Source organism: Humidesulfovibrio sp., from assembly GCF_035560995.1.
Classification (GTDB): Bacteria; Desulfobacterota; Desulfovibrionia; order Desulfovibrionales; family Desulfovibrionaceae; genus Humidesulfovibrio.
This window is the reverse complement of record NZ_DATMYK010000054.1, coordinates 1-19328: the sequence shown is the minus strand read 5'-3', so window position 1 is coordinate 19328 and position 19328 is coordinate 1. Positions and strand designations below refer to the sequence as shown.

General features: G+C 67.0%; 19 protein-coding genes. 2 read left to right on the top strand and 17 right to left on the bottom strand.

Translation table 11 applies throughout. From position 1 onward, the window contains the following. Positions 1-140: 140 nt before the first annotated feature. The 8 genes from VN419_RS02105 to VN419_RS02070 all read right to left on the bottom strand — a co-directional run bounded on the left by VN419_RS02105 (position 141) and on the right by VN419_RS02070 (position 5845). Positions 141-1115 (bottom strand): hypothetical protein, encoded by a 975-nt coding sequence (locus tag VN419_RS02105; RefSeq protein WP_325643941.1) that lies wholly within the window; start codon positions 1113-1115, stop codon positions 141-143. A gap of 6 nt (positions 1116-1121) precedes the next feature. Continuing rightward, positions 1122-2645, bottom strand: coding sequence for a PfkB family carbohydrate kinase (locus VN419_RS02100; protein ID WP_325643940.1), 1524 nt, complete (start codon positions 2643-2645; stop codon positions 1122-1124). A gap of 42 nt (positions 2646-2687) precedes the next feature. Continuing rightward, on the bottom strand, positions 2688-3182 hold the full coding sequence (greA, locus tag VN419_RS02095) for a transcription elongation factor GreA (protein WP_325643938.1): 495 nt from the start codon (positions 3180-3182) through the stop codon (positions 2688-2690). A 201-nt stretch (positions 3183-3383) separates the two neighbouring features. Further along, complete coding sequence (locus tag VN419_RS02090) at positions 3384-3584, bottom strand: hypothetical protein (RefSeq protein WP_325643936.1); 201 nt, start codon at positions 3582-3584, stop codon at positions 3384-3386. Then, positions 3575-3952, bottom strand: a complete 378-nt coding sequence (locus VN419_RS02085; RefSeq protein ID WP_325643934.1) for a phage holin family protein — start codon at positions 3950-3952, stop codon at positions 3575-3577. The genes VN419_RS02090 and VN419_RS02085 overlap by 10 nt, the downstream gene beginning before the upstream one ends. Before the next feature lie 4 nt (positions 3953-3956). Then, positions 3957-4253, bottom strand: coding sequence for a hypothetical protein (locus VN419_RS02080; protein ID WP_325643932.1), 297 nt, complete (start codon positions 4251-4253; stop codon positions 3957-3959). Between the two features lie 137 nt (positions 4254-4390). Then, positions 4391-5119, bottom strand: coding sequence for a class I SAM-dependent methyltransferase (locus VN419_RS02075; RefSeq protein WP_325643930.1), 729 nt, complete (start codon positions 5117-5119; stop codon positions 4391-4393). An 84-nt stretch (positions 5120-5203) separates the two neighbouring features. Next, the gene (locus VN419_RS02070) at positions 5204-5845 is read right to left on the bottom strand and encodes a peroxiredoxin (RefSeq protein ID WP_325643928.1); all 642 of its coding nucleotides are present in this window, start codon (positions 5843-5845) and stop codon (positions 5204-5206) included. Between the two features lie 207 nt (positions 5846-6052). On the opposite strand from VN419_RS02070, the gene VN419_RS02065 reads away from it, so the two are divergent. Next, on the top strand, positions 6053-9082 hold the full coding sequence (locus VN419_RS02065; RefSeq protein WP_325643926.1) for an insulinase family protein: 3030 nt from the start codon (positions 6053-6055) through the stop codon (positions 9080-9082). A gap of 137 nt (positions 9083-9219) precedes the next feature. Beyond that, positions 9220-10341, top strand: a complete 1122-nt coding sequence (locus VN419_RS02060) for a BON domain-containing protein (protein WP_325643924.1) — start codon at positions 9220-9222, stop codon at positions 10339-10341. 330 nt (positions 10342-10671) lie between these two features. Here VN419_RS02060 and VN419_RS02055 read toward each other — a convergent pair whose 3' ends face one another. From VN419_RS02055 to VN419_RS02015, 9 genes are read right to left on the bottom strand one after another with little or no spacing between them, the layout of a single operon-like run. Next, positions 10672-11751 (bottom strand): glycosyltransferase family 9 protein, encoded by a 1080-nt coding sequence (locus VN419_RS02055; protein ID WP_325643922.1) that lies wholly within the window; start codon positions 11749-11751, stop codon positions 10672-10674. Continuing rightward, a complete protein-coding gene (locus VN419_RS02050) occupies positions 11752-12978 on the bottom strand; it encodes a class I SAM-dependent methyltransferase (RefSeq protein WP_325643920.1) in 1227 nt (408 codons plus the stop codon). It lies immediately after the preceding gene. After that, on the bottom strand, positions 12975-13550 hold the full coding sequence (rfbC, locus tag VN419_RS02045; RefSeq protein ID WP_325643917.1) for a dTDP-4-dehydrorhamnose 3,5-epimerase: 576 nt from the start codon (positions 13548-13550) through the stop codon (positions 12975-12977). Before rfbC ends, VN419_RS02050 begins: the two co-directional genes overlap by 4 nt. 25 nt (positions 13551-13575) lie before the next feature. Beyond that, the gene (gene rfbG, locus VN419_RS02040) at positions 13576-14679 is read right to left on the bottom strand and encodes a CDP-glucose 4,6-dehydratase (protein WP_325643915.1); all 1104 of its coding nucleotides are present in this window, start codon (positions 14677-14679) and stop codon (positions 13576-13578) included. Between the two features lie 23 nt (positions 14680-14702). Beyond that, the gene (gene rfbF, locus VN419_RS02035) at positions 14703-15491 is read right to left on the bottom strand and encodes a glucose-1-phosphate cytidylyltransferase (RefSeq protein WP_325643913.1); all 789 of its coding nucleotides are present in this window, start codon (positions 15489-15491) and stop codon (positions 14703-14705) included. A 19-nt stretch (positions 15492-15510) separates the two neighbouring features. Further along, positions 15511-16677, bottom strand: a complete 1167-nt coding sequence (locus VN419_RS02030; protein ID WP_325643911.1) for a DegT/DnrJ/EryC1/StrS family aminotransferase — start codon at positions 16675-16677, stop codon at positions 15511-15513. 13 nt (positions 16678-16690) lie between these two features. Beyond that, positions 16691-17425: a cephalosporin hydroxylase family protein gene (locus tag VN419_RS02025; protein WP_325643909.1), complete on the bottom strand. Its 735-nt coding sequence runs from the start codon at positions 17423-17425 to the stop codon at positions 16691-16693. Then, entirely contained in the window at positions 17422-18111 is a 690-nt protein-coding gene (locus VN419_RS02020) for a NeuD/PglB/VioB family sugar acetyltransferase (protein ID WP_325643907.1), read from the bottom strand. The genes VN419_RS02025 and VN419_RS02020 overlap by 4 nt, the downstream gene beginning before the upstream one ends. Next, positions 18108-19181: a TIGR00180 family glycosyltransferase gene (locus tag VN419_RS02015; RefSeq protein ID WP_325643905.1), complete on the bottom strand. Its 1074-nt coding sequence runs from the start codon at positions 19179-19181 to the stop codon at positions 18108-18110. Before VN419_RS02015 ends, VN419_RS02020 begins: the two co-directional genes overlap by 4 nt. Positions 19182-19328: the final 147 nt, after the last annotated feature.

Genomic DNA, 19328 nt, shown 5'->3' with positions numbered 1-19328 from the left:
GGCCCGGTTCACGTGGAGTATCGGCGCGCAGGACCGTTTGCTTGACCGGAAATTTCCCAGTCCGGCTGCGCAGTGGAGATATTGCAAAGACTAGTCCAGGCGAAGGTTCATTGCAACCGGCCGGAACGCCAAGGAACAGGTCATGCCTTGGTGAGCGCGGTCCAGAGTTCCGGCACGGACTCGTCGTGCCGGGCGCGGCAGTAGAAACTCTCTCCCCCGTCGGCCACGGTGCGCGCAAGCATGGTCTTCCAAGGGCGGAAATAATAGGCCGCGCTGCCCCGGGGCGCCTCGGCGCGCGTGTCCTCGGGCAGGTCGTGCAGGTCGCACACCAGCGAGGTGAAGTGGCGGATCTCGCGGCCCTCCTGCGCGGCCACGTTGCGCACCATGGCCAGGGCCTTCAAATATACTTCCGGGGCCATCACCGCGCTGCCGAAGTTCATCACCACGCCGCCCTCAAGCCGCTCCAGCCCGGCAGCGTAGATCAGGAAATCGCGCTGGCTGGCCGCGCCGTAAGCCGCGCCGTCGAAGTTCGGGTGCTGATGGATGATGTCCTGGCCGATGGAGATGTGCGCGGTGACCGGGACGCCCAGCTCGTAGGCCGCAGCCACCAGGGACAGGTCCTTGTGGGGATAGCTCCCGCCCGCGATTTCCCGGCCCAGGCTCTCGCCCAGGCCAAGGCCTTCCGCATTGCCGCGCGCCACGATGTCGTTGATGCGCCCGGTTTCTGTCCACAGGCCGAACTGGCCGTCCTTGATGTATCGGGCCACGCTTTCCGTGGTCGCGCCCAGAAGCGCCAGTTCGAAGTCGTGGATGAGGCAGGCGCCGTTCACGGCGATCTGGCTGATGAAGCCCTGGCGCAGCATGTCGATGAGATAGGGCTGCATGCCGCTGCGCAGCACGTGCGCGCCCATCATCAGCACCCGGGCCGCGCCGTCGCGCTTCGCGGCGATGAGCCGTTCGGCCACGGCCTGCAGGGCCGGGCGCACGTTGGCGGTGGGCGTGGGGGCGTTTTTGGCCGGGCAGGAGGCCAGGGTGAAGTTCAGGTCGTGGGCGCGCTCCGCCACGGGCAGAAGCCGCAGGCGGCTTGGGTCGAACAGGCGGTGGCGCGTACCCATGGCGGCTTATTTCAAAAGTGAGGTCAGATACTTCTGGGTGCTCATGCGGTCGATGGCCTTTTTGTTGCCGATGACCCCGACGGCCAGGCCGCCCACCACGTTGCCCAAGAGCGCGATGACCTCGCTCGGCACCTTCAGCGCCGCGGCCATGGAGCTGATGGCGAAGAAGGCGTCGCCCGAGCCGATGCGGTCCACCACCTTCTGGGCGAAGGCGGGCACCTCCACCAGACCCTCGTCCGGGGTGTGGATGGTGCAGCCCTTCTTGCCGCGCGTCACGGCCAGGGCCTTGGTGCCCAGGCGTTTGGCTGCCTTCTGCATGATGGGCACCAGCGGCCCCGCGAGGTCGCGGTCCTCCAGGCGCATCTCCGGCTCGGCCAGGCTCACGTAGTCGGCCCGCCGGTAGCGGCCGATGGTGTGGAAGCCCCGGTTGCCGGCGTTGGCCTGGGTGTTCACCGCCAGGAACTTGGCCTTCTCCTCCAGCATGCGGCGCATGGCCGGGGAGATGGTCCCGTGGCCGAAGTCCGCCGCGATGACCAGATCGTAGTCCGCCACCTCGGCTTCCACGGCGGCCACGAAGGCCGCATCGTCGTCGGCCGGCAGGCCGGAGTCGTCCATGTGGTAGATTTCGATGAGCTTGTTGAGTGTGTAGCTTTCGATGTAGCGGCGCTTTTCGATGGTGGGCGCGCCCTTGTGCAGGGCCAGATGCGGACGGACCTCGGGCGCGAGGCTGTCGCGGATGAACTGCTCGCGTCCGCCCTGTTCGCCGATGACGGAGAACAGCCGCACCTCGGCCGCGTAGGACGAAAGGTGGTTGGCCACGGCCAGCACGCCCCCGGCGAAAAGGTCGCTCGAATCGTGCTTCAGCGCCAGCACGGGCTCCTTGCTGGAGGAGCCGATGACGTTGCAGTAATGGTAGTCGTCCAGGATGGTGTCGCCCAGGACCAGGACCTTCAAGTCCTTCATACCGTCCAGCACCTTCACGATGTCGGCCTCGGAATAGCGCAGGCGGAACACGTTCAGATACTGCTGCACCTCCTCCGGGAAGGTGGACAGGAAGCGGTTGATGAGGTTGGTGGAGCTGAAGACCACGTCCTTGGAAAAGGCCATCTCGGCCCCGACCTCGCGGGCCACGTTTTCCTCGGCCTGCAGCTTGCCCGTGGCGTCGCTCTTGGCGTCCTTGAAGTCCGAGCCTTTGCAGTACACGTCGGGCTTGATGGCGCGCAGGGTTTCCTCGGCCGTGGGCCAAAGGTTGATGGCCACGGCATCCACGCAGTCCAGGCTGGCAATGGCCTCGGCGCGCAGGCTCTCGTTGAAGGCCGGGCGGTGCGGGCCCTTGTCCACGAAGCGGTCCGGGCTGATGGTGACGAAGAGCAGATCGCCCATGGCCCTGGCCTGCCGCAGATAGCGGATGTGCCCGATGTGCAGCAGATCGAAGCAGCCGTGGGCCAGCACGATGCGCTGTTTGCCCTTGGCCGCGGCAGCGAGTTTGGCCAGTTCCTCGAAGGGGACGATCTTGCTCATGTTGTGCATGGTGATTCTGGTCTCCTCCGATTTGGCCTGTCGTCCAGCGGACTACTCGGCGATGGTGATGGCCGGGCCGTTGAACTCGATGCTCAAGACCTCGTACTCCACGCGGCCTCGCGGCACGATGATGACCACCTCGTCGCCCTCGCTCTTGCCGAGCAGGGCCTGCCCCACCGGCGAGAGAATGGACACGCTGCCTTTGCAAAAGCCGGTCTCGTCCGGGCCGAGGAGTGTATAGCGCTTCTTTTCGCCGCTCTCGGCGTCTTCTAGCTCCACCGTGGCGCCGAAGCTGATCTTTTCGCCGCCCAGGGCCTTCATGTCGATGACGTTGTAATTCGCCATGCGTGATTCGATGAAATTGATGCGCGCCTCCATCATGCCCTGGCGCTCGCGTGCGGCATGGTAGCCGCCGTTCTCGCGCAGGTCGCCTTCCTCGCGGGCAAGGCGGATGGCCTCGGAAACCTCCGGGCGCTGCTTTTTCAGGCTCTCCAGCTCTTTTTTCATGAGCTTGTAGCCTTCCTGGGAAATGGGGATGCTCGACATGAATGCTGCCTCTCTGAAATCTTGCGGCCGGGGAAGCCGCTCTTTGTGTCTGGACAAAACAACAGGAAGCCTGCGGGGACCTCCCGCAGGCCGCCTGCAAATACCCTGAGTACATAGAACAACCGAAGCGAGGGGTCAAGCGCGCCCGTTGGCCGCCTTCCCCGGCATCGGCCGGTTGTGGGGGACGGTGCCCTTCTGGTCCTAGCGGGCGCGACGCGCGCGCAGGTAGTCCAGCACTTTGCCTGCCAAGCCGAAGCCCAGCGTCAGGCTGGAGAAGTTCCGCCGCACGCGCGAGCGCAGGGCCAAAATCTCCAGCTGGATGATCTGGCGGCGGATGTCGGCCTGCACGGCCAGCCGGGCTTTGGCCTGGGCCACCTCGTGAAGTTCGGCGTCTAGAAACATGCCTTGTCCTTCTCAAGTTCGGCCAGGGTCTGGGCGAACATCTGGCCGCGGCCCGTCAGCCTGCGTTTCAGGCCTGCAAAAGCCCACGCCGCAGACACGAGGCAGGCCCCGGCCATGACGCCCATGCCGACCGCGCGCCATTCCGCGGGCAGCAGGGCCAGCAAGGTCAAAACAGCCAGAATGAGTCCCAGAAGGGCGAAGACCACCCCGCAGCAGGCCAGGATGAGCACCTGCACCAGGCGGATCTTGTCCTCCCGCAGCTCAAGCCCCAGCAGTTCAATGCGGTCCTTGAGGGTCTGCGCCAGGGCCCCGGCGACGCGCCCGGAGGTGCCGCCGAGGTCCAGGTCTTCCAGGAGCTGAAGCTTCACCGGTCTACTTCCGGCCCATCAGCCAGCCAAGCATGAGGCCGATGACGAAGGAGCCGCCGATGGCGTAGTACGGCTTCTCGCGGATGATCTTGTCTGTGTCCTGCAGGCGGTTCTTCAGGTGGCCTTCCAGTTCGCCGACCTTGACCTTGGCGATGGCGAGGCGTTCCTCCAGCACGGCGCGGGCGGCGCGGGTGCGGTCGTCAATTTCGCCGGCAGTGGCTTCGATGAGCTTCTGGGCGTGGGCGATAACCTCGCGCATTTCCTGAGCCATTTCTTCGCTGTGGGCGCTTTCCTTGAACATGGTGGCCTCCTTCCGTTCGGGGTGGACGGTGAGTATGCTGTGTGTAAGGCTTGCTGATAATCGCCTGTTCGTGGCGGTTCTGTCAAGGGCTGGGATGGATGTCCGGGTTTGGCGTTTCGGGGGCTTATGGTCCTGGCCTAGCCGATACCCGGTTCGGTGCTCCAGGAGTAGATGGGGGTCAAGGGCTGGTAGTCCACAAGGTCGATGCGCATGGCGCAGATGGCCCCAAGCATGGGCGGCAGGATGAGGTTGTTCAGCAACTTCCAGGGTTGGGCGGCCGTCCAGGTGCAGGGCGGGCCCATGAGCGCCGAGCGGGTGCGCGCGGGCGTTTTGCCCGTGTGGATGAGGGCCAGGGCGCGCATTTCCGGCCAGGTGAACCAGCGGGCCTGGGCCAGGCTGCGTTCGCGGTTCCAGGGCCAGGGGCAGCCGCGCGCCAGCCAGTAGGCCGAATGCCGGTTCAAGAAGCCGATGAGCAGGCCCTTGGACGCCACGCGGGCGGCCTCGGCCAGCACCTGGCCCGGGTCGTCGCAGAATTCGAGCACGGTCCACAGCACGCAGAAGTCGTATTCCTTGTCCGAGAAGGGCAGGGCGGAACCGTCGGCCACGTAGAGTTCGGCCGACGGCCCCAGGCGGCGCCGGGCGGCGGCGATCATGTCCGGAGACTTGTCCAGCCCGGCCACGGTGAAGCCGTCATCGAAGAGGATCTGCTGGAACAGGCCGGTGCCGCAGCCGATTTCGAGCACGCGCTGGTTTCTGCGCGGCCATTCGGCCACCACGCTGTCCAGCAGTCTGCGCTCCGCGGCAAGGGCGTAGCGCCCCTCCGGCGAGGAGAACCACTGTTCGTAGCGCAGCGCGTTCCAGTCCATGCGTGGCCTGCCTGTGCAAAGGGGGGGAGAGAAAAGCCCCCGGACCCGTCGCAGGTCCGGGGGCCGTTTCATGTCTTGGCCCGCCTATTCGGCGTTCAGGGCCTCGTACACCTTGCCCACCATCTTTTCATTGGGGGTAAGGGTCTTGGCGCCGGGGGTCCACTTGGCCGGGCAGGCCTCGTTGGGGTTCTTGATGAGGTACACGTTGGCCTCGAGCTTGCGCACCAGTTCGTCGGCGTTTCTGCCCACGTTGTAGAAGTTCACTTCGCTCGAAACCAGCACGCCGTCGGGGTTGATGATGAATGTGCCGCGCAGGGCCAAGCCGGACTCCTGGTCCCAGACGTCGAAGAAGCGCGACACGTTGCCGTTGGGATCGGCTCCCATGAGGAACTTCACGTCCTTCAGCAGGCGTTCGCTGGTCTGCCAGGCCAGGTGGGCGAACTTGGTGTCCGTCGAAACGCTGACCACCTCCGCGCCGAGCTTCTTGAGCTTGGCGTGCTTGGCGGCCAGGTCGGCCAGCTCCGTGGGGCACACGAAGGTGAAGTCCGCCGGGTAGAACACCAGCACCAGCCACTTCTTTTTCTTCTGGATCTTCTCGGAATCAACCACGGTGAAGCCGCCCTCGGTGGGGTCGTACGCCTCCATGGTGAAGTTCCGGATCTTCTGGCCGACCTTGGCGCATTCCATGAATTCGTATTCGTCGTGATCGTGATCGCAGCATTCCATATGCGTATCTCCGTTGGGTTTTCAGGTGACTGGACAGGAGCGCCCGGAAGCGGGCGCGACTCTTCCGGCACTAGGAGACGATAGGTTTTCGCGGCGGGGGAGTCAAGACGCGCGCCCTCTTCCCTCCCGGCACTTCGTGCTATATCTATACGGCCACGTGCGCGGCCCCATGCCGCGCCACACCCATACAGCAAAGAAAGAGGCCCCATGACCAAGCTCACCCACGGCTTCATCCTCGAGCGCGAACAGGAAATCCCGGAACTCGCCGCCACGGCGCGCATCTACCGCCACGAGAAAACCGGCGGGCGGGCGCTGTCGCTCATCAGCCCGGACGAGAACAAGGTCTTCGGCGTGGCGTTGCGCACGCCCCCGGCCGATTCCACCGGCCTGCCGCACATCCTGGAGCACAGCGTGCTCTGCGGCTCGCGCAAGTATCCGGTGAAGGAGCCCTTCGTGGAGCTCATCAAGGGCTCGCTGAACACCTTCCTGAACGCGCTGACCTTTCCGGACAAGACCTGCTACCCCGTGGCCAGCGCCAATTTGCAGGACTTCTACAACCTCGTTGATGTCTACCTGGACGCGGTGTTCTTTCCGCGCCTGACCGAGAACACGCTGAAGCAGGAAGGCTGGCACTACGACGTGGAGAACGCGGCGGATCCGCTGGCCTTCAAGGGCGTTGTGTTCAACGAGATGAAGGGCGTGTACTCCTCGCCCGACAGCCTGCTGGCCGAGTACTCCCAGCGCGCGTTGTTCCCGGACACCTGCTACGGGCTGGATTCCGGCGGCGACCCGGAGCGCATCCCGGACTTGACCTTCAAACAGTTCATGGACTTCCACACACGCCTGTACCATCCGTCCAACGCCTATGCCTTCTTCAGCGGCGATGACGATCCGGACAGGCGTCTGGCCATTCTGGACGAATATTTCTCGCAGTTCGACGCGCCCGCGCCCGGCGAGCCCGCTTCCGAGGTGGCCCTGCAGCCTCCCTTTGCCGAGCCCCGGCGCTCCGTGCATTTCTATGCCGCTGAAGGGGCGGAAGAGGAAATGGACGATGATGACACCGACGCCGTCCTTGAAACCCCCGAAGGGGGCGAAGGGGGCGAAGGAGAGGGAGCGCGGGCCATGTGCACCGTGAATTTCGGCCTGCCCGAAGCCCGCGACCCGGACCTGAGCCTGGCCTTCGAGGTGCTGGAGCACGTGCTCATCGGCCTGCCGTCTTCCCCCTTGCGCAAGGCTCTGGTGGATTCCGGCCTGGGCGAGGATTTGACCGGCGGCGGGCTGGAGACGGACCTGCGCCAGATGGCCTTCTCCGTAGGCCTCAAAGGCCTGGTGGTGGAGAAGGGAGGCGAGGCCGAGGCCGTGGCCGACCAGGTGGAGCGGCTGGTGCTTTCCACCCTGGGCCGGCTTGCCGTGCCCGGGGCCGAGGACGGCCTGCACCCGGACGACATCCGCGCCGGGCTGAACAGCGTGGAGTTCGACCTGCGCGAGAACAACACCGGCAGCTATCCGCGCGGGCTGGTGATCTTCTTCGAGGCCCTGTCCACCTGGCTGTACGAGGGCGACCCCCTGGCGCACCTGCCCTTCGAAGGGCCCCTGGCCCGGCTCAAGGCCCGGCTGGCGGCGGGCGAGCCCGTGTTTCAGGAGCTCATCCGCACGCACTTTCTGGAGAACACGCACCGCGCCCTGGTGATCCTGAAGCCGGACAACACCCTGGGCGCCCGGCGCGAGGCGGCCGAGGCCGCGCGGCTGAAGGCCGTGAAAGACGCGCTTTCCCCGGCTCAGGTGGAGGAGCTCGTGCAGGAGACGCACACCCTGCGCGCCCTGCAGGAGGCCCCGGACTCGCCCGAGGACCTGGCCCGCATTCCCCGCCTGACCCCGGCCGACCTGCCCAGGGAGAACGCGCGCATCCCGCACGAGAAGGTGGACCTGCCCCAGGCCGGAACCCCGGCCTATGTGCATGATCTGCCCACCAGCGGCGTGGTCTACCTGGACCTGGCCTTCGACATGTCCGCCGTGCCCGATTCCCTGGTGCCGCTGGTGCCCATTCTGGGCCGGGCGCTCCTGGAAATGGGCACAAAGAAGAGCAGCTTCGTGGACCTTTCCCGCGCCATCGCCATGAACACCGGCGGGGTGTGGGCCCAGACCTTCGTGTCCTCCGTCCGCGGCGGCGGGCCGGAGGCCGCGGCCCAGCGCCTGTTCTTGCGCGGCAAGGCCACGGGAGAGAACCTGCCCGCCCTGCTGGATCTCATGGGCGAGGTGCTGCTGGAGGCCGACTTCAGCGACGCCGAGCGCCTGGGCAAGATCATCATGGAGTCCAAGGCCCGGCGCGAGCAGCGCCTTATCCCATCGGGCCATGTGCTGGCCACCACGCGCCTCAAGGCCCGCACCGGTGTGGCCCAGGCCATGAGCGAGGCCATGAACGGCCTGTCCGGGCTGAACAGCATCCGCGAGCTGACCGGGCGCATGGACGCCGCGCCGGAGAGCGTGAGCCGCGACCTGCACAGCCTGCTGTCGCTTCTGCTCTCTCGCCGGGGGCTCATCGTCAGCCTCACCACGGACGGCAAGACCATCGCCCACGCTCTGCCGGGCATCGGTGCCCTGGCCGCCAGCCTGCCGGACCAGACCTTCAGCCCGGCCCCGCGCGCCATCCCGGCCTTGCCGGAGCGGGAGGGCCTGTGCCTGCCCGCCCAGGTGAACTACGTGGCTGCGGGCGGCAATGCCCGCGCCCTGGGCAAGGAGCCCGGCGCGGCGGCTGCGGTCGTGTCCAAGTTCCTGCGCGCGGGCTATTTGTGGGAGCGCGTGCGCGTGCAGGGCGGGGCTTACGGGGCCTCCTGCGCGTACAGCAGGCTCTCCGGCAACCTCACCTTCGCCTCCTATCGCGACCCGAATGTGGCCAGAACCCTTGACGCCTACGCCGGTGTTGGTTCATACCTCTCTGAACTTTCTCTAGACTCTTCGGAGCTGGAGAAGAGCGTGGTGGGCAGCATCGGCGACATGGATCATTACATGCTGCCCGACGCCAAGGGTTTCACCGCCCTTGCGCGAGAGCTGACCGGCGAGGACGCCGAGTACCGCCAGGCCGCGCGAGAGGCCGTGCTCGGCGCAAGCCGCGCGGACTTCGCCGCCTTTGGCGAGGCCGTTGCCGCAGTGCTGCAGAACGGTCCCGTGGTGGTGGCGGGCGGGCGCGACGCGCTCGAGAAGTCCGGCCTGGGGCTCACGCTCACCAAGGTTCTGTAACCGCGACACAGGCGGCGGCGTCACCATCCTGACGCCGCCGCGCCTGGAACTGCCTCGGGCAGGGCGGTTTTGCCGCCCCGCGCCCGTGCGGACAGGTGTATTGCGTCCTGGCCCATATGTTGCATTAATCGAGTATCATGGAAAACCGCACCCAATTCCGCACCTCGACCGCACGACTCCTGCGCCCGGCCATCCTGGCCGCGCTGGGCCTGTGGCTGTTCTGCGCCGGGGGCTGCGCCATGCTGCCCTTCGCCATCAGCGGGGCCTCCCTGGCCATGCCGCAGAACGCCTCCCTGGCCGTCAGCGGCGTGAAGGGCGTCTACAACACCGGCTACCTCGCCAGCGATGAGCGCGACATGAACACCATCGTGCGCGACAACATGCTGACCCTGAAGGCCAAGAGCGCGTTGCTCACCGTGAAGGGGACCCAGGACGTGCAAGTGCTGGCGCTCAAGGGCGATCTCTTCGCCGTGGGCACCGTCAAGAACACCGCCGAGCGCGACGAGATCATCCGCGCCATGCGGCAGGTGCAGGGCGTCGGCTCCGTAAAGGGCCACCTGCCCCTGCGCGACCCTGAGGCCGCGCCCACGGTGAGCGCCGACTCCAGCCTGGAAAACCGCGCGCGCATGGCCCTTTCGCGCCACCTGCTGCACAAGAATTCCGGCGTGGAAGTGCAGGCTGTGGAAGGCGAACTCTGCCTGATGGGCGTGGTGGGCACCCATGCCGAGGCCCTGGACCTCATCCAGTACATCGAATCCGTCACCGGGGCGCGCGCCATCTCGCTTCTGGCCATCCGCAACGAATACGCCACGGGCCGCACCGAGACCAACCGCCTCTATCTGCTGGAACCCAGCGACGCGCCGGCCCCACAGGGCCTTTCCCTGTATCCCAACGCGCCCGAAGCCGCGCCCCTGCCCAGAGCCCCCATAGCATTGGGCAAGACCATGCATCCCGCCGCACCGCCGCAGGCGCCCTCCGGCAACACGGCCGCTTTCCTGGCCCCGGCCCGGACCATCGGCGCGCCCGCCCATGCGCCCGCAATCGCCGCCAACCCGGCGCGCGTCCATATGCAGCAGAAGCTTACCGCCCTGGCCAAGCGCGAGCAGAACCTCCAGGCTCGCGCCGAACTGCTCACCCTGGCCGGGCAGATCGCCCAGGACCGGGACGTGTCCATCGCCGACCGGCTGTCCGTTGCTGCCGCGCAATCCACGCAGCAGCAGTCCAAAGCCAAGATCGAAGCGCTGCTGTCGCTGTTCTAGAGACGAGAGAATCAGGGGCTCCGCCCCTGCACCCCGCCAGAGGGCACGAGGCCCTCTGGACTCCCTTTGCTGCCGCAAGGGCAGCCCGCCCAGAAGACTGGCCGGGCTGCCCTTGCGGCGGAGTCGTACAGGGGGGCTGTTGGGCTTGCTAGAATAACAGCCCTTTCCCGCCGGGAAGCCGTTGGATACGCCCCGGGCCTGACACCCCCGCAAAGAAGAACGCCTGGGCCGAGTGAAACTCGGCCCAGGCGTTCTTCTTTGCCCCGCGGGTCCAGGGGGTGCATACCCCCTGGCGGGGTTCAGGGGCGGCGCCCCTGATGCGTTCCTCCGCTACTCCGCCAGCATTTCCAGCATCTTCGGCAGCACGACCTCCGGCTTCAAGCCGGTGAGGCACTTGCGGTCCAGCGGACAGGTATTTTCGCTGCAGGGCTGGCAGGGCAGGCCGAGGGCCAAGTCTTCGTGCCCGGGGCCGGGGTAGGTCCAGGCGCTGCTGGTGGAGCCGCGCACGGTGAGGGTCTTGGTGCCCACGGCCACGGCGAAATGCCGGGGCGAGGAGCAGTTGCCCAGGTGCAGCGCGGCCTGGGACTGTATAGCGGCCATCTCGCGCAGGGTGGTGAGCCTGGGCGGCAGGATGAGTTGCGCGGGGTCGAGGCCCGCGGCCAGAGCCTTGTCGCGCACCTGCTCCGCCACTTCAAGTTCCCCAGGGCCGTAAAGCAACAGGAAGCGCAGGTCCGGGCGTTGTTTTCCGGCCATGGTCAGCAAGGCGGCGTAGTGCTCGGCGGGCCACAGGCGCGTGATGCGCCGGTGCGTGGCGTCCACGGTGACGAGGGTCTGCCCGGGTGCGAGGCCCCAGGCGGCCAGCTCGGTGCGGGCGTGGTCCTTTTCCGCGTCGGTCAGGTAGATGCGCGGCGGATCGTTCTCCCAGGGCAGGCCGAAGGCGTTCATGAGCACCCCGGCTTTGCTCTTGGCGGCGTACGGGCCGGAGACCTTGGCCCAGTGGGTGTACACCAGCTGGTTGTACCAGGGCGGCGGGTAGGAAAGCTTCACCGGCGCGTCGGAGAACAGCATGACCCAGCGGATGCGCGGCAGCTGCTGAAAGTCGATGACCAGATCGTAGCGGCCCAGGCCGCCGCCGGTGCCCACTGTGCGGTAGTAGCGCAGGGACTCCAGCACGCTCATTTTGCGGTCCAGGGCCCACACGTGGTTCACTTCCGGGTTGTTTTCCAGCACGGGCGCGCATTTCTTTTCCGTGAACACGTCGATCTGCGCGTTGGGCCAGTGCTTTTTCAGCATGTGGATGCTTGGCGTCAGCAGCAGCACGTCGCCGATCTGGCGCAGCTGGCAGCAGAGGATGCGCTTCGGGTTCAGGCGCTCCAGGCCGTCTATGCGGCAGGAGGTCGGATCGGCCATCTAGATGACCTCCGGGCTGGGAATGGGCACCACGAAGCGGCCGCCCCACTGGCGGATGCAGTCCAGCTGGGACATGATTTCGTCTTTGATGTTCCAGGGCAGGATGAGCACGAAATCCGGCTTCTGCTCGCGGATGGCGTCCGGGTGCAGCACCGGGATGCGGCTGCCGGGCAGGAAGAGCCCCTGCTTGTGCGGGCTGGCGTCGCACACGAAGGCCACCTGGCCGGGTTTGACGCCGCAGAAGTTCAGCAGGGTGTTGCCCTTGGCCGCCGCGCCGTAGGCGGCCACCTTCTTGCGCGCCAGGGTCTGCTCGGCCAGGAAGCCCAGCAGCTCGGCCTTGATGCGCTCCACGCGCTCCTGGAAGCCCTGGTAGTAGGCGGGGGTGAGCATGCCCGCGGCCTGCTCCATGCGCAGCACGGCGTGCAGGCGTTCGGTCTCCGCGGCCTTGGGGTCGCCCTCGCGCCGGGCGTGGATGCGCAAGCTGCCGCCGTGGGTGGGCAGCTCCTCCACGTCGAACACGGCAAGGCCCTGGGCGGCGAAGATGCGCCGCACGGAGGAAAGGGACAGGTACGAGAAGTGCTCGTGGTACACGGTGTCGAACTGGGCGGATTCCACCAGCCGGTAAAGGTGCGGGAACTCCATGTTGACGAGTCCGCCGTCCTTGAGGGCGATCCGCAACCCTCCAACGAAGTCGTTGATGTTCGGCACGTGGGCCAGCACGTTGTTGCCCACGATGAGGTCAGCCTGGCGGCCCTCGGCCTTCAGGCGCTCGGCCAGGGCCACGCCGAAGAACTCCTCAAGGCTCTCCACGCCCTTTTCCCGCGCCGCCTTGGCCGTGCTGGCAGTGGGCTCAATGCCCAGACAGGGCACCCCGGCCGCGCGCACGTACTGCAGCAGATAGCCGTCGTTGCTCGCTATCTCCATGACGAGGGAATCCTTGCCAAGGCCGAGCCTGGGCAGGGTGGACTCCACATAGGCCTTGGCGTGCGCAAGCCAGCTGCGCGAGAAGGACGAAAAGTACACGTACTCGCTGGAGAATATCTCCGTGCTGCTTTTGACCTCCTCCACCTGCACCAGGGAGCAGTCCGGGCAGACGAAGAGCTTGAGCGGGTAGTAGGCCTCGGGGCTGTTCAGCTCCTCCGGCTTCAGGAAGGAGTTGGACGCGGGCGCGGCGCCCAGGTCGAGGAAGACCTGGGACAGCGGGGTGTTGCAGAAGCGGCAGTTCATTGAATCTCCAGGGGGGTGAAGTCCAGGCCATTCTCGGAATGGACGAGCGGATGCGCTCGGTCCCGGGCGGACAGTTCGGCCACGGGCAGGGGCCAGGCGATGCCGAGGGCCGGGTCGTCATGGCGCAGGCCGCCCTCGTGCTCCGGGCTGTAAAATTCGGTGTGCAGGTAGAGCAGCTCGCAATCGGGCGCCAGGGTCTGAAAGCCGTGGGCAAAGCCTTGCGGCAGGTAGAAAGCCTTGTGATTCTCCGGCGTCAGTTCCACGGCGTGCCATTTGAGGAACGTGGGCGAGCCCTTGCGCAGGTCCACGGCCACATCCAGCACGCGGCCGCGCAGGCAGCGGATGAGCTTGGCCTCGGCCTTTGGCGGGCGCTGGAAGTGCAGGCCGCGCACCGTGCCCGTGGCAGCGGTGAAGGAGTGGTTGATCTGCGCGATGGGCCCGGGCAGGCCAAGGGACTCCAACTCGCGGGCGCAGAACAGCCGCGCAAAGCTGCCGCGGGCGTCGCCCACGGGGGTGGTCTCCACCACCATCAGCCCGGCAAGGGGCGTTTCGTGCAGGGTCAGGCTGGCCATATGCTGCTCGCGGGCTCTTCGCCGGCTATTCGTCGAAGAATTCGTCAATGCGGGTGTTGCACAGGGCGCGCAGGTCCATTTTGGCGTCCGCCCAGGCGCGGTACCAGCCCGCGCACCAGATGAGCGCCGCGTCCAGGTCGAGCCTGGGCTTCCAGCCCAGCAGGCTGTGGGCCTTGGCGCAGTCGAGCGTCAGCAGTCCGGCCTCGTGCGGGCCCTGGTTCAGGTCGCGCGTCAGGTCGAGCATGGCCTCCGGCCCCCAGATTTCGGCGAAGCGCGCCGCCACCTCGCCCACGGTGCGCACGTCGCGGTTGGGCGGGCCGAAGTTCCAGGCCCCGGCGAACTGGTGCCCGGCCTCCAGCATGCGCCGGGCCAGCAGCAGATAGGCGGCCACGGGCTCCAGCACGTGCTGCCAGGGTCGCACGGCCTGCGGGCGGCGGATGTGCACGGCCTCGCCCTTGGCAAAGGCGCGGGCCATGTCCGGCACCAGGCGGTCCGTGGCGAAATCGCCCCCGCCGATGACGTTGCCCGCGCGCGCGCTGGCCAGGATGGTGCCCTGGGCCGGGTCTGGCCCGAAAAAAGCGCGGGCGAAGGACTGCGCAGCCAGCTCCGCGCAGGCCTTGCTGGCGGAGTAGGGGTCGTGTCCGCCCAGGCGGTCCACCTCGCGGTAGCCGTAGAGCCACTCGCGGTTCTCGTAGCACTTGTCGCTGGTCACGGTGACGATGGCGCGACGCTGGCCCTTTTGCGGCGGACTCTTGCGGCAGGCCTCCAGCAGGTTCACCGTGCCCTGCACGTTGGCGGCGAAGGTGCCCGCCGGATCGGTGTAGGACGGGCGCACCAGGGACTGGGCGGCCATGTGGATGACCACGTCCGGGTCGAACTCGGCCACGGTCTGCGAGAGGCGCGGCAGGTCCAGGATGTCGGCGTGGATGGAGGCCAGCCCGGGCAAGGGCTCGCTGTCCAGGCGGGTGAGCCCGAAGAGCGAGGGCGTGCTCGGCGGGTCCAGGGAATAGCCCAGCACCTTGGCCCCGGCGCGGGAAAGCAGCAGGCACATCCACGCGCCCTTGAAGCCCGTGTGCCCGGTGATGAGCACCTTGCGGCCCCGATAGAATCCGTCCATGACGCGCAGCATGCGGTCTCCTTGTGCGGCCTGGGCTACCAGACCTTCCAGCCGGCCCGGCCCTCGGTCCAGAGCTTGTTCAGGTACTCGGTGTCGCGCAGGGTGTCCATGCAGGCCCAGAAGCCGTGGTGCCGGTAGACCATGAGCTGGCCTTCCTCGGCCAGGGCCTCCAGCGGGCCGTACTCCAGGTCGCAGGAGTCGTCGTCGGTCACGCGGTCGAAGATCGCCCGGTTCATGACCATGTAGCCGCCGTTGATGAAGGCGTCCGTGCCCTGGCCGGGGCCGGTGGGCTTCTCGTGGAAGCGCGTCACCCGGTCGCCGTCGAGCTTCAATTCGCCGAAGCGCGAGGCCGGATTCACGCCGGTGAGCGTGACCATCTTGCCGTGGCTCTTGTGGAAGGCCACCAGCTTCTCGATATCCACGTTGGCCACGCCGTCGCCATAGGTCAGCAGGAAGGTGTCGCCCTTGACGTACTTCTCAATCTTCTTCAGGCGCGCGCCCTTGAGGGCCTTTTCGCCCGTGTCGGCCAGGGTGATCTTCCAGCCGCATTCCTCGTGGCAGGAATGCAGCAGCGCCTTGTCCGGCTTGCCCAGCTCGATGGTCACGTCGTTGTTCATGGCCTCGTAGTTGAGGAAGTAGTCCTTGATCATCTCGCCCTTGTAGCCCAGGGCCAGCACGAAGTCCTGGTGCCCCTGGGAGGCGAAGACCTTCATGATGTGCCAGAGGATGGGCCGGGGGCCGATGTTCACCATGGGCTTGGGCCTGAACTCGGTTTCCTCGCGCAGGCGGGTGCCGAGGCCGCCGCAGAGCAGAACGACTTCCATGCTGGTATCCTTCAGGCCTTTAGGCGGCCGGCTTGGAGTTCAAGATGTCTTTGAGCGACGCGCAGACCCGCTCGGCCTGGGCCTCGGTCAGGCTCATGCCGCAGGGCAGGTTCAGCCCGTAGGGCCCGATGGCGTAAGAGGCGGCGTTGCGCGCCCGGGCCGCTTTGCCCTGGTCCGTGTCCGCGTAGGCCGGAATGGACGACAGCGGGCTGAAGAAGGGCCGGGTGTCGATGTTCTGCGCCTTGAACAGGGCCATGAGCCGGGCCTTGTCCAGGCCTTTCGCCTGGGCCAGGGCCGGGTCGAGCACGATGGTGACCATCCAGTAGGAGTTCAGCATGCCGTCGGGCTGGGCGTTCAGGGTCACGCCGGGCAGGCCCCTCAGGCGCTCCTCATACCAGGAGAAGATCTGGCGCTTCTTGGCCACCAGCTCCTCCACGCGTTCCAGCTGGGCCAGGCCGAAGGCCGCCTGCAGGGCGCTCATCTTGTACTTGAAGGCCACCTCGGCGTTGACGAAGGAAACGTCGCCGGGGATGCGGCCATGGTCGCGCAGAAACTGGATGCGGGCAAAGAGCGCGTCGTCGTCGGTGACGAGCATGCCGCCCTCGCCCGTGGTCATGGTCTTGGAGCCGTGGAAGCTGAACACGCCGATGCGCCCCAGCTTGCCCGCGCGCGCGCCCTTCCACTGGCTGCCCAGGGCCTCGGCCGCGTCCTCGATGACCGGAATATTGTGCCGGGCCGCCACGGCGAGCAGGGCGTCGTAATCGGGCATGCCGCCGTACAGGTCCACGGGAATCACCGCCTTGGTGCGCGGCGTGATGAGCGATTCGAAACTGGCGGCGTCCATGCACCAGGTGGCGCGGTCCACGTCGGCGAACACCGGCGTGGCGCCCACGTAGCTCACCGGCGCGGCCGAGGCGATCCAGGTGAGGTCGGGCACGATGACCTCGTCGCCGGGGCCCACGCCAAGGGCCGCCAGGGCCAGGTGCAGGCCGGAGGTGCAGGAGGGCAGGCTGGCCGCGTGGGCGGAGCCCATGTACTCGGCAAAGGCCTTTTCGAAGCGGGCGTTGAACACCCCGGCCTTGTCCAGCCAGGCGGTGCGCGCGGCCTCGGCCACGTAGGAAACCTCCAGCTCCGTCACCCAGGGGCCGGAAACGAAAATGCGTTCGTTCGCGCTTTCGCCGCTCACGTCGCGTCTCCTCCTAGTCCTTCACGCACTTCAGGTAGCCGTCGGGGCAGACGGTGAACAAAAGCTTGTGCTCAATGTCCTTGTCCACCAGGAAGCGGTCGTTTTCCTTCAAAAATTCCCACACGGCGGTCTTGGGGTTGTCGCCCCGGCCCCAGGGACGGTCCGGGAAGGCGTCCTCGGGCATGTCCTCCACCACGGTGTCGAACACGCAGAGATAGCCGCCCTTCTTGACCAGGGGCGAGTACATGCGCAGCTCGGCCAGCACGTGCTCGTGGGTGTGGTTGGAATCCAGGCAGACCAAGGCGCGCTTGCCCTTGGCGATGGCGAAGACCTGGTCCACGGTGCTCTGCTCGATGGCCGAACCCTGGATCATCCGGATGCGTTTGGCCATGGGGTGGGCCTCTATGGCCGCGCGGTTGTGGGCGCGGATGTCGATGTCCACGCCGAGCACGAAAGCGTCACCACCGATGAGTTCCAGGATGGAGGCGTAGTAGACCAGCGAACCGCCGTGGGCGATGCCCGTCTCCACGATGATCTCCGGCTTGTAGTCCCAGATGATCTCCTGCATGGCGACCATGTCCTGGGGGAACTGGATGATGGGCCGGCCCATCCAGGAGAAATTGTAGGAGTACTTGTACTGGCCCGTGGCGCCCACAAAGTCGAGCCCGGCCTTCACCAGGGCCTTGTCCTGTCCCTGGGCGCGGATGTTCTCCGCGCGTTCGGCCAAAAAGCGTTCGTGTTCGGTCATTTGCTGGTTCCTTGCAAAGGTTTGGCGGGGTTGCCCGCCACAATGGCGTTGTCCGGCACATCGCGTGTGACCACGGCGCCCGCGCCCACAATCGCGCCCGCGCCGATGGATATTCTTGGCAGCACCACGGCCCCGGCCCCGATGAAGGCGTTCTCGCCCACGTCCACCAGGCCGCACAGGGTGGCACCGGGCCCGATGTGCACGCCCTGGCCCAAGCGGCATTCATGGTCCACGCTGGCCTTCGTGTTCACGATGCACCAGTCGGAAATATGCGCCCGCGCGGCCACCACCGCACCGGCCAGAATCTGCGCGCCCTGGCCCAGCACCGCATCCCGCGCGATGACGGACCGGGGGTGCGCGGCGCAGGCCACCGTAAGCCCAAGGGCCAGAAGCCGCCGGGAGATGGCCGCACGGTCCGCCCCGCGCCCGCCGCCGATGGCTACGCAGAAATGCGTTTGCGCGCGCGCCGCGCCCGCCTTGTCGTTCATTTCCAGCCAGGCCGCAAGCCCGGCTTCGCCGATCAAAAGCGGCGCATGGGCGAAAGGCGGCTGGCAGGCCGGGTCGTTGTCGAACACGGCGGCCAGCCGGTACGCTTCCGGGCAGAGAAATTCGTGCAGCACCACGGCCTGGCCCGTGGCTCCCCACAGGATCAGGGAAGGAATTCGCGGCGTTTGTGCTTCGCTCATGCGTCGCCTCCAGACTTGGCCATGGGCCGGGCCTTGGCCCCCGGCGTCATGCGCAGCAAAATGTCCGAAAGGTCCGCCACCGCGCCCTTGCCCTGTTCCCCCGACTCGTGGCCGGAGAGCAGCTCGCGCACGGCATGTTCGTCGGCCGCGCGCAGGGCCAAAACCTCCGGGTCGCGGCCGGTGACGCGGTTTCTCAGGCGGCGCAGATACTTGGGCAGCTTGCGCCAGAAGCTGCGGCGTTGCTGGTGCCCGCAGTAGCGCGAGGCGAACAGGGCCACCGCGTCGCGCACGGCCTGCTCCGCCTCGGCCTGCGCCAAGCCCTGGCGCTGGGCCAGCAGCCCGGCCGCGCCGGTCACAAAGCGTCCGTACTCCGCCGCGTACTCCGGCAGGGTGGAAACCTTGTCCAGCCCGTGCCTGCGCCGGGGGTCCTTGGCCGCCACGCTGGGCACCACCTCGCGCACGCCGTAGAGCATGGGCAACCGCGCGTGTTTGCCGTGGATGGCCGCAACCAGCCCGAAAAGCATCTCCAGCAGGTTGTAGTTCTCCAGTCCCTGGGCCAAGCGCGCGTAGTCCCGCAGCGACTCTGTCCGGTGCACCGCGTAGTACACGGGCACATAGGGCGAGGAGACTTCCAGCAGCCGCTCCGAGGCCAGCGCGGCGTCCACGCGCACCTGCAAGGCCTGGGGGTAGGCGGGCCGCAGATGGATGCCCGCGGGCTCGAGCTGCGCATTCAAATAGTCGCCCTGGGCCGAGGCATAGCCCGCGTTGGACTCCAGAAAAGCCTGGCAGGCCGCCACCGCGCGCGGCACCGTGAAATCGTCGTCCGCACAGAGCACCACAAAGGGCGTGGTCACCAGCTGCGCCACCTGTGAAAGCTTCTGCATGTATCCTTGGCCGGGAAAGTGCCGGTACTGGACCCGCGCGGGCAGTTGTTCCGCTTCCGGCAGGGCCTGCGCACTGGAATCGGCCACCAGGATGTCCGCGTCCACGCCCTCATAGTAGGCCAGGGCCCGGCGCAAATAGCCGTGCCGCTCGTGGGTGGGGATGAGGTAGGTGATGGGTGCGGCCATGGCCGAGGGTCCTCCAGTGAAACAGCAGGAAAACCTAGAGGGCTTGCGGCCCGCTGTCAACATCCGCCCCGGTCTCCGCGCCGTCCCGGCAACCCAATATCGGCCCGAACCTTGCAAAATACGCAGGAACCGGCAACAATACCCCCC

Coding starts and splice junctions, on each gene's coding strand:
- VN419_RS02105 (WP_325643941.1), bottom strand. CDS start 1,115: ATGGGTACGCGCCACCGCCTGTTCGACCCAAGCCGCCTGCGGCTTCTG.
- VN419_RS02100 (WP_325643940.1), bottom strand. CDS start 2,645: ATGCACAACATGAGCAAGATCGTCCCCTTCGAGGAACTGGCCAAACTC.
- greA (WP_325643938.1), bottom strand. CDS start 3,182: ATGTCGAGCATCCCCATTTCCCAGGAAGGCTACAAGCTCATGAAAAAA.
- VN419_RS02090 (WP_325643936.1), bottom strand. CDS start 3,584: ATGTTTCTAGACGCCGAACTTCACGAGGTGGCCCAGGCCAAAGCCCGG.
- VN419_RS02080 (WP_325643932.1), bottom strand. CDS start 4,253: ATGTTCAAGGAAAGCGCCCACAGCGAAGAAATGGCTCAGGAAATGCGC.
- VN419_RS02075 (WP_325643930.1), bottom strand. CDS start 5,119: ATGGACTGGAACGCGCTGCGCTACGAACAGTGGTTCTCCTCGCCGGAG.
- VN419_RS02070 (WP_325643928.1), bottom strand. CDS start 5,845: ATGGAATGCTGCGATCACGATCACGACGAATACGAATTCATGGAATGC.
- VN419_RS02065 (WP_325643926.1), top strand. CDS start 6,053: ATGACCAAGCTCACCCACGGCTTCATCCTCGAGCGCGAACAGGAAATC.
- VN419_RS02060 (WP_325643924.1), top strand. CDS start 9,220: ATGGAAAACCGCACCCAATTCCGCACCTCGACCGCACGACTCCTGCGC.
- VN419_RS02055 (WP_325643922.1), bottom strand. CDS start 11,751: ATGGCCGATCCGACCTCCTGCCGCATAGACGGCCTGGAGCGCCTGAAC.
- VN419_RS02050 (WP_325643920.1), bottom strand. CDS start 12,978: ATGAACTGCCGCTTCTGCAACACCCCGCTGTCCCAGGTCTTCCTCGAC.
- rfbC (WP_325643917.1), bottom strand. CDS start 13,550: ATGGCCAGCCTGACCCTGCACGAAACGCCCCTTGCCGGGCTGATGGTG.
- rfbG (WP_325643915.1), bottom strand. CDS start 14,679: ATGCTGCGCGTCATGGACGGATTCTATCGGGGCCGCAAGGTGCTCATC.
- rfbF (WP_325643913.1), bottom strand. CDS start 15,491: ATGGAAGTCGTTCTGCTCTGCGGCGGCCTCGGCACCCGCCTGCGCGAG.
- VN419_RS02025 (WP_325643909.1), bottom strand. CDS start 17,425: ATGACCGAACACGAACGCTTTTTGGCCGAACGCGCGGAGAACATCCGC.
- VN419_RS02020 (WP_325643907.1), bottom strand. CDS start 18,111: ATGAGCGAAGCACAAACGCCGCGAATTCCTTCCCTGATCCTGTGGGGA.
- VN419_RS02015 (WP_325643905.1), bottom strand. CDS start 19,181: ATGGCCGCACCCATCACCTACCTCATCCCCACCCACGAGCGGCACGGC.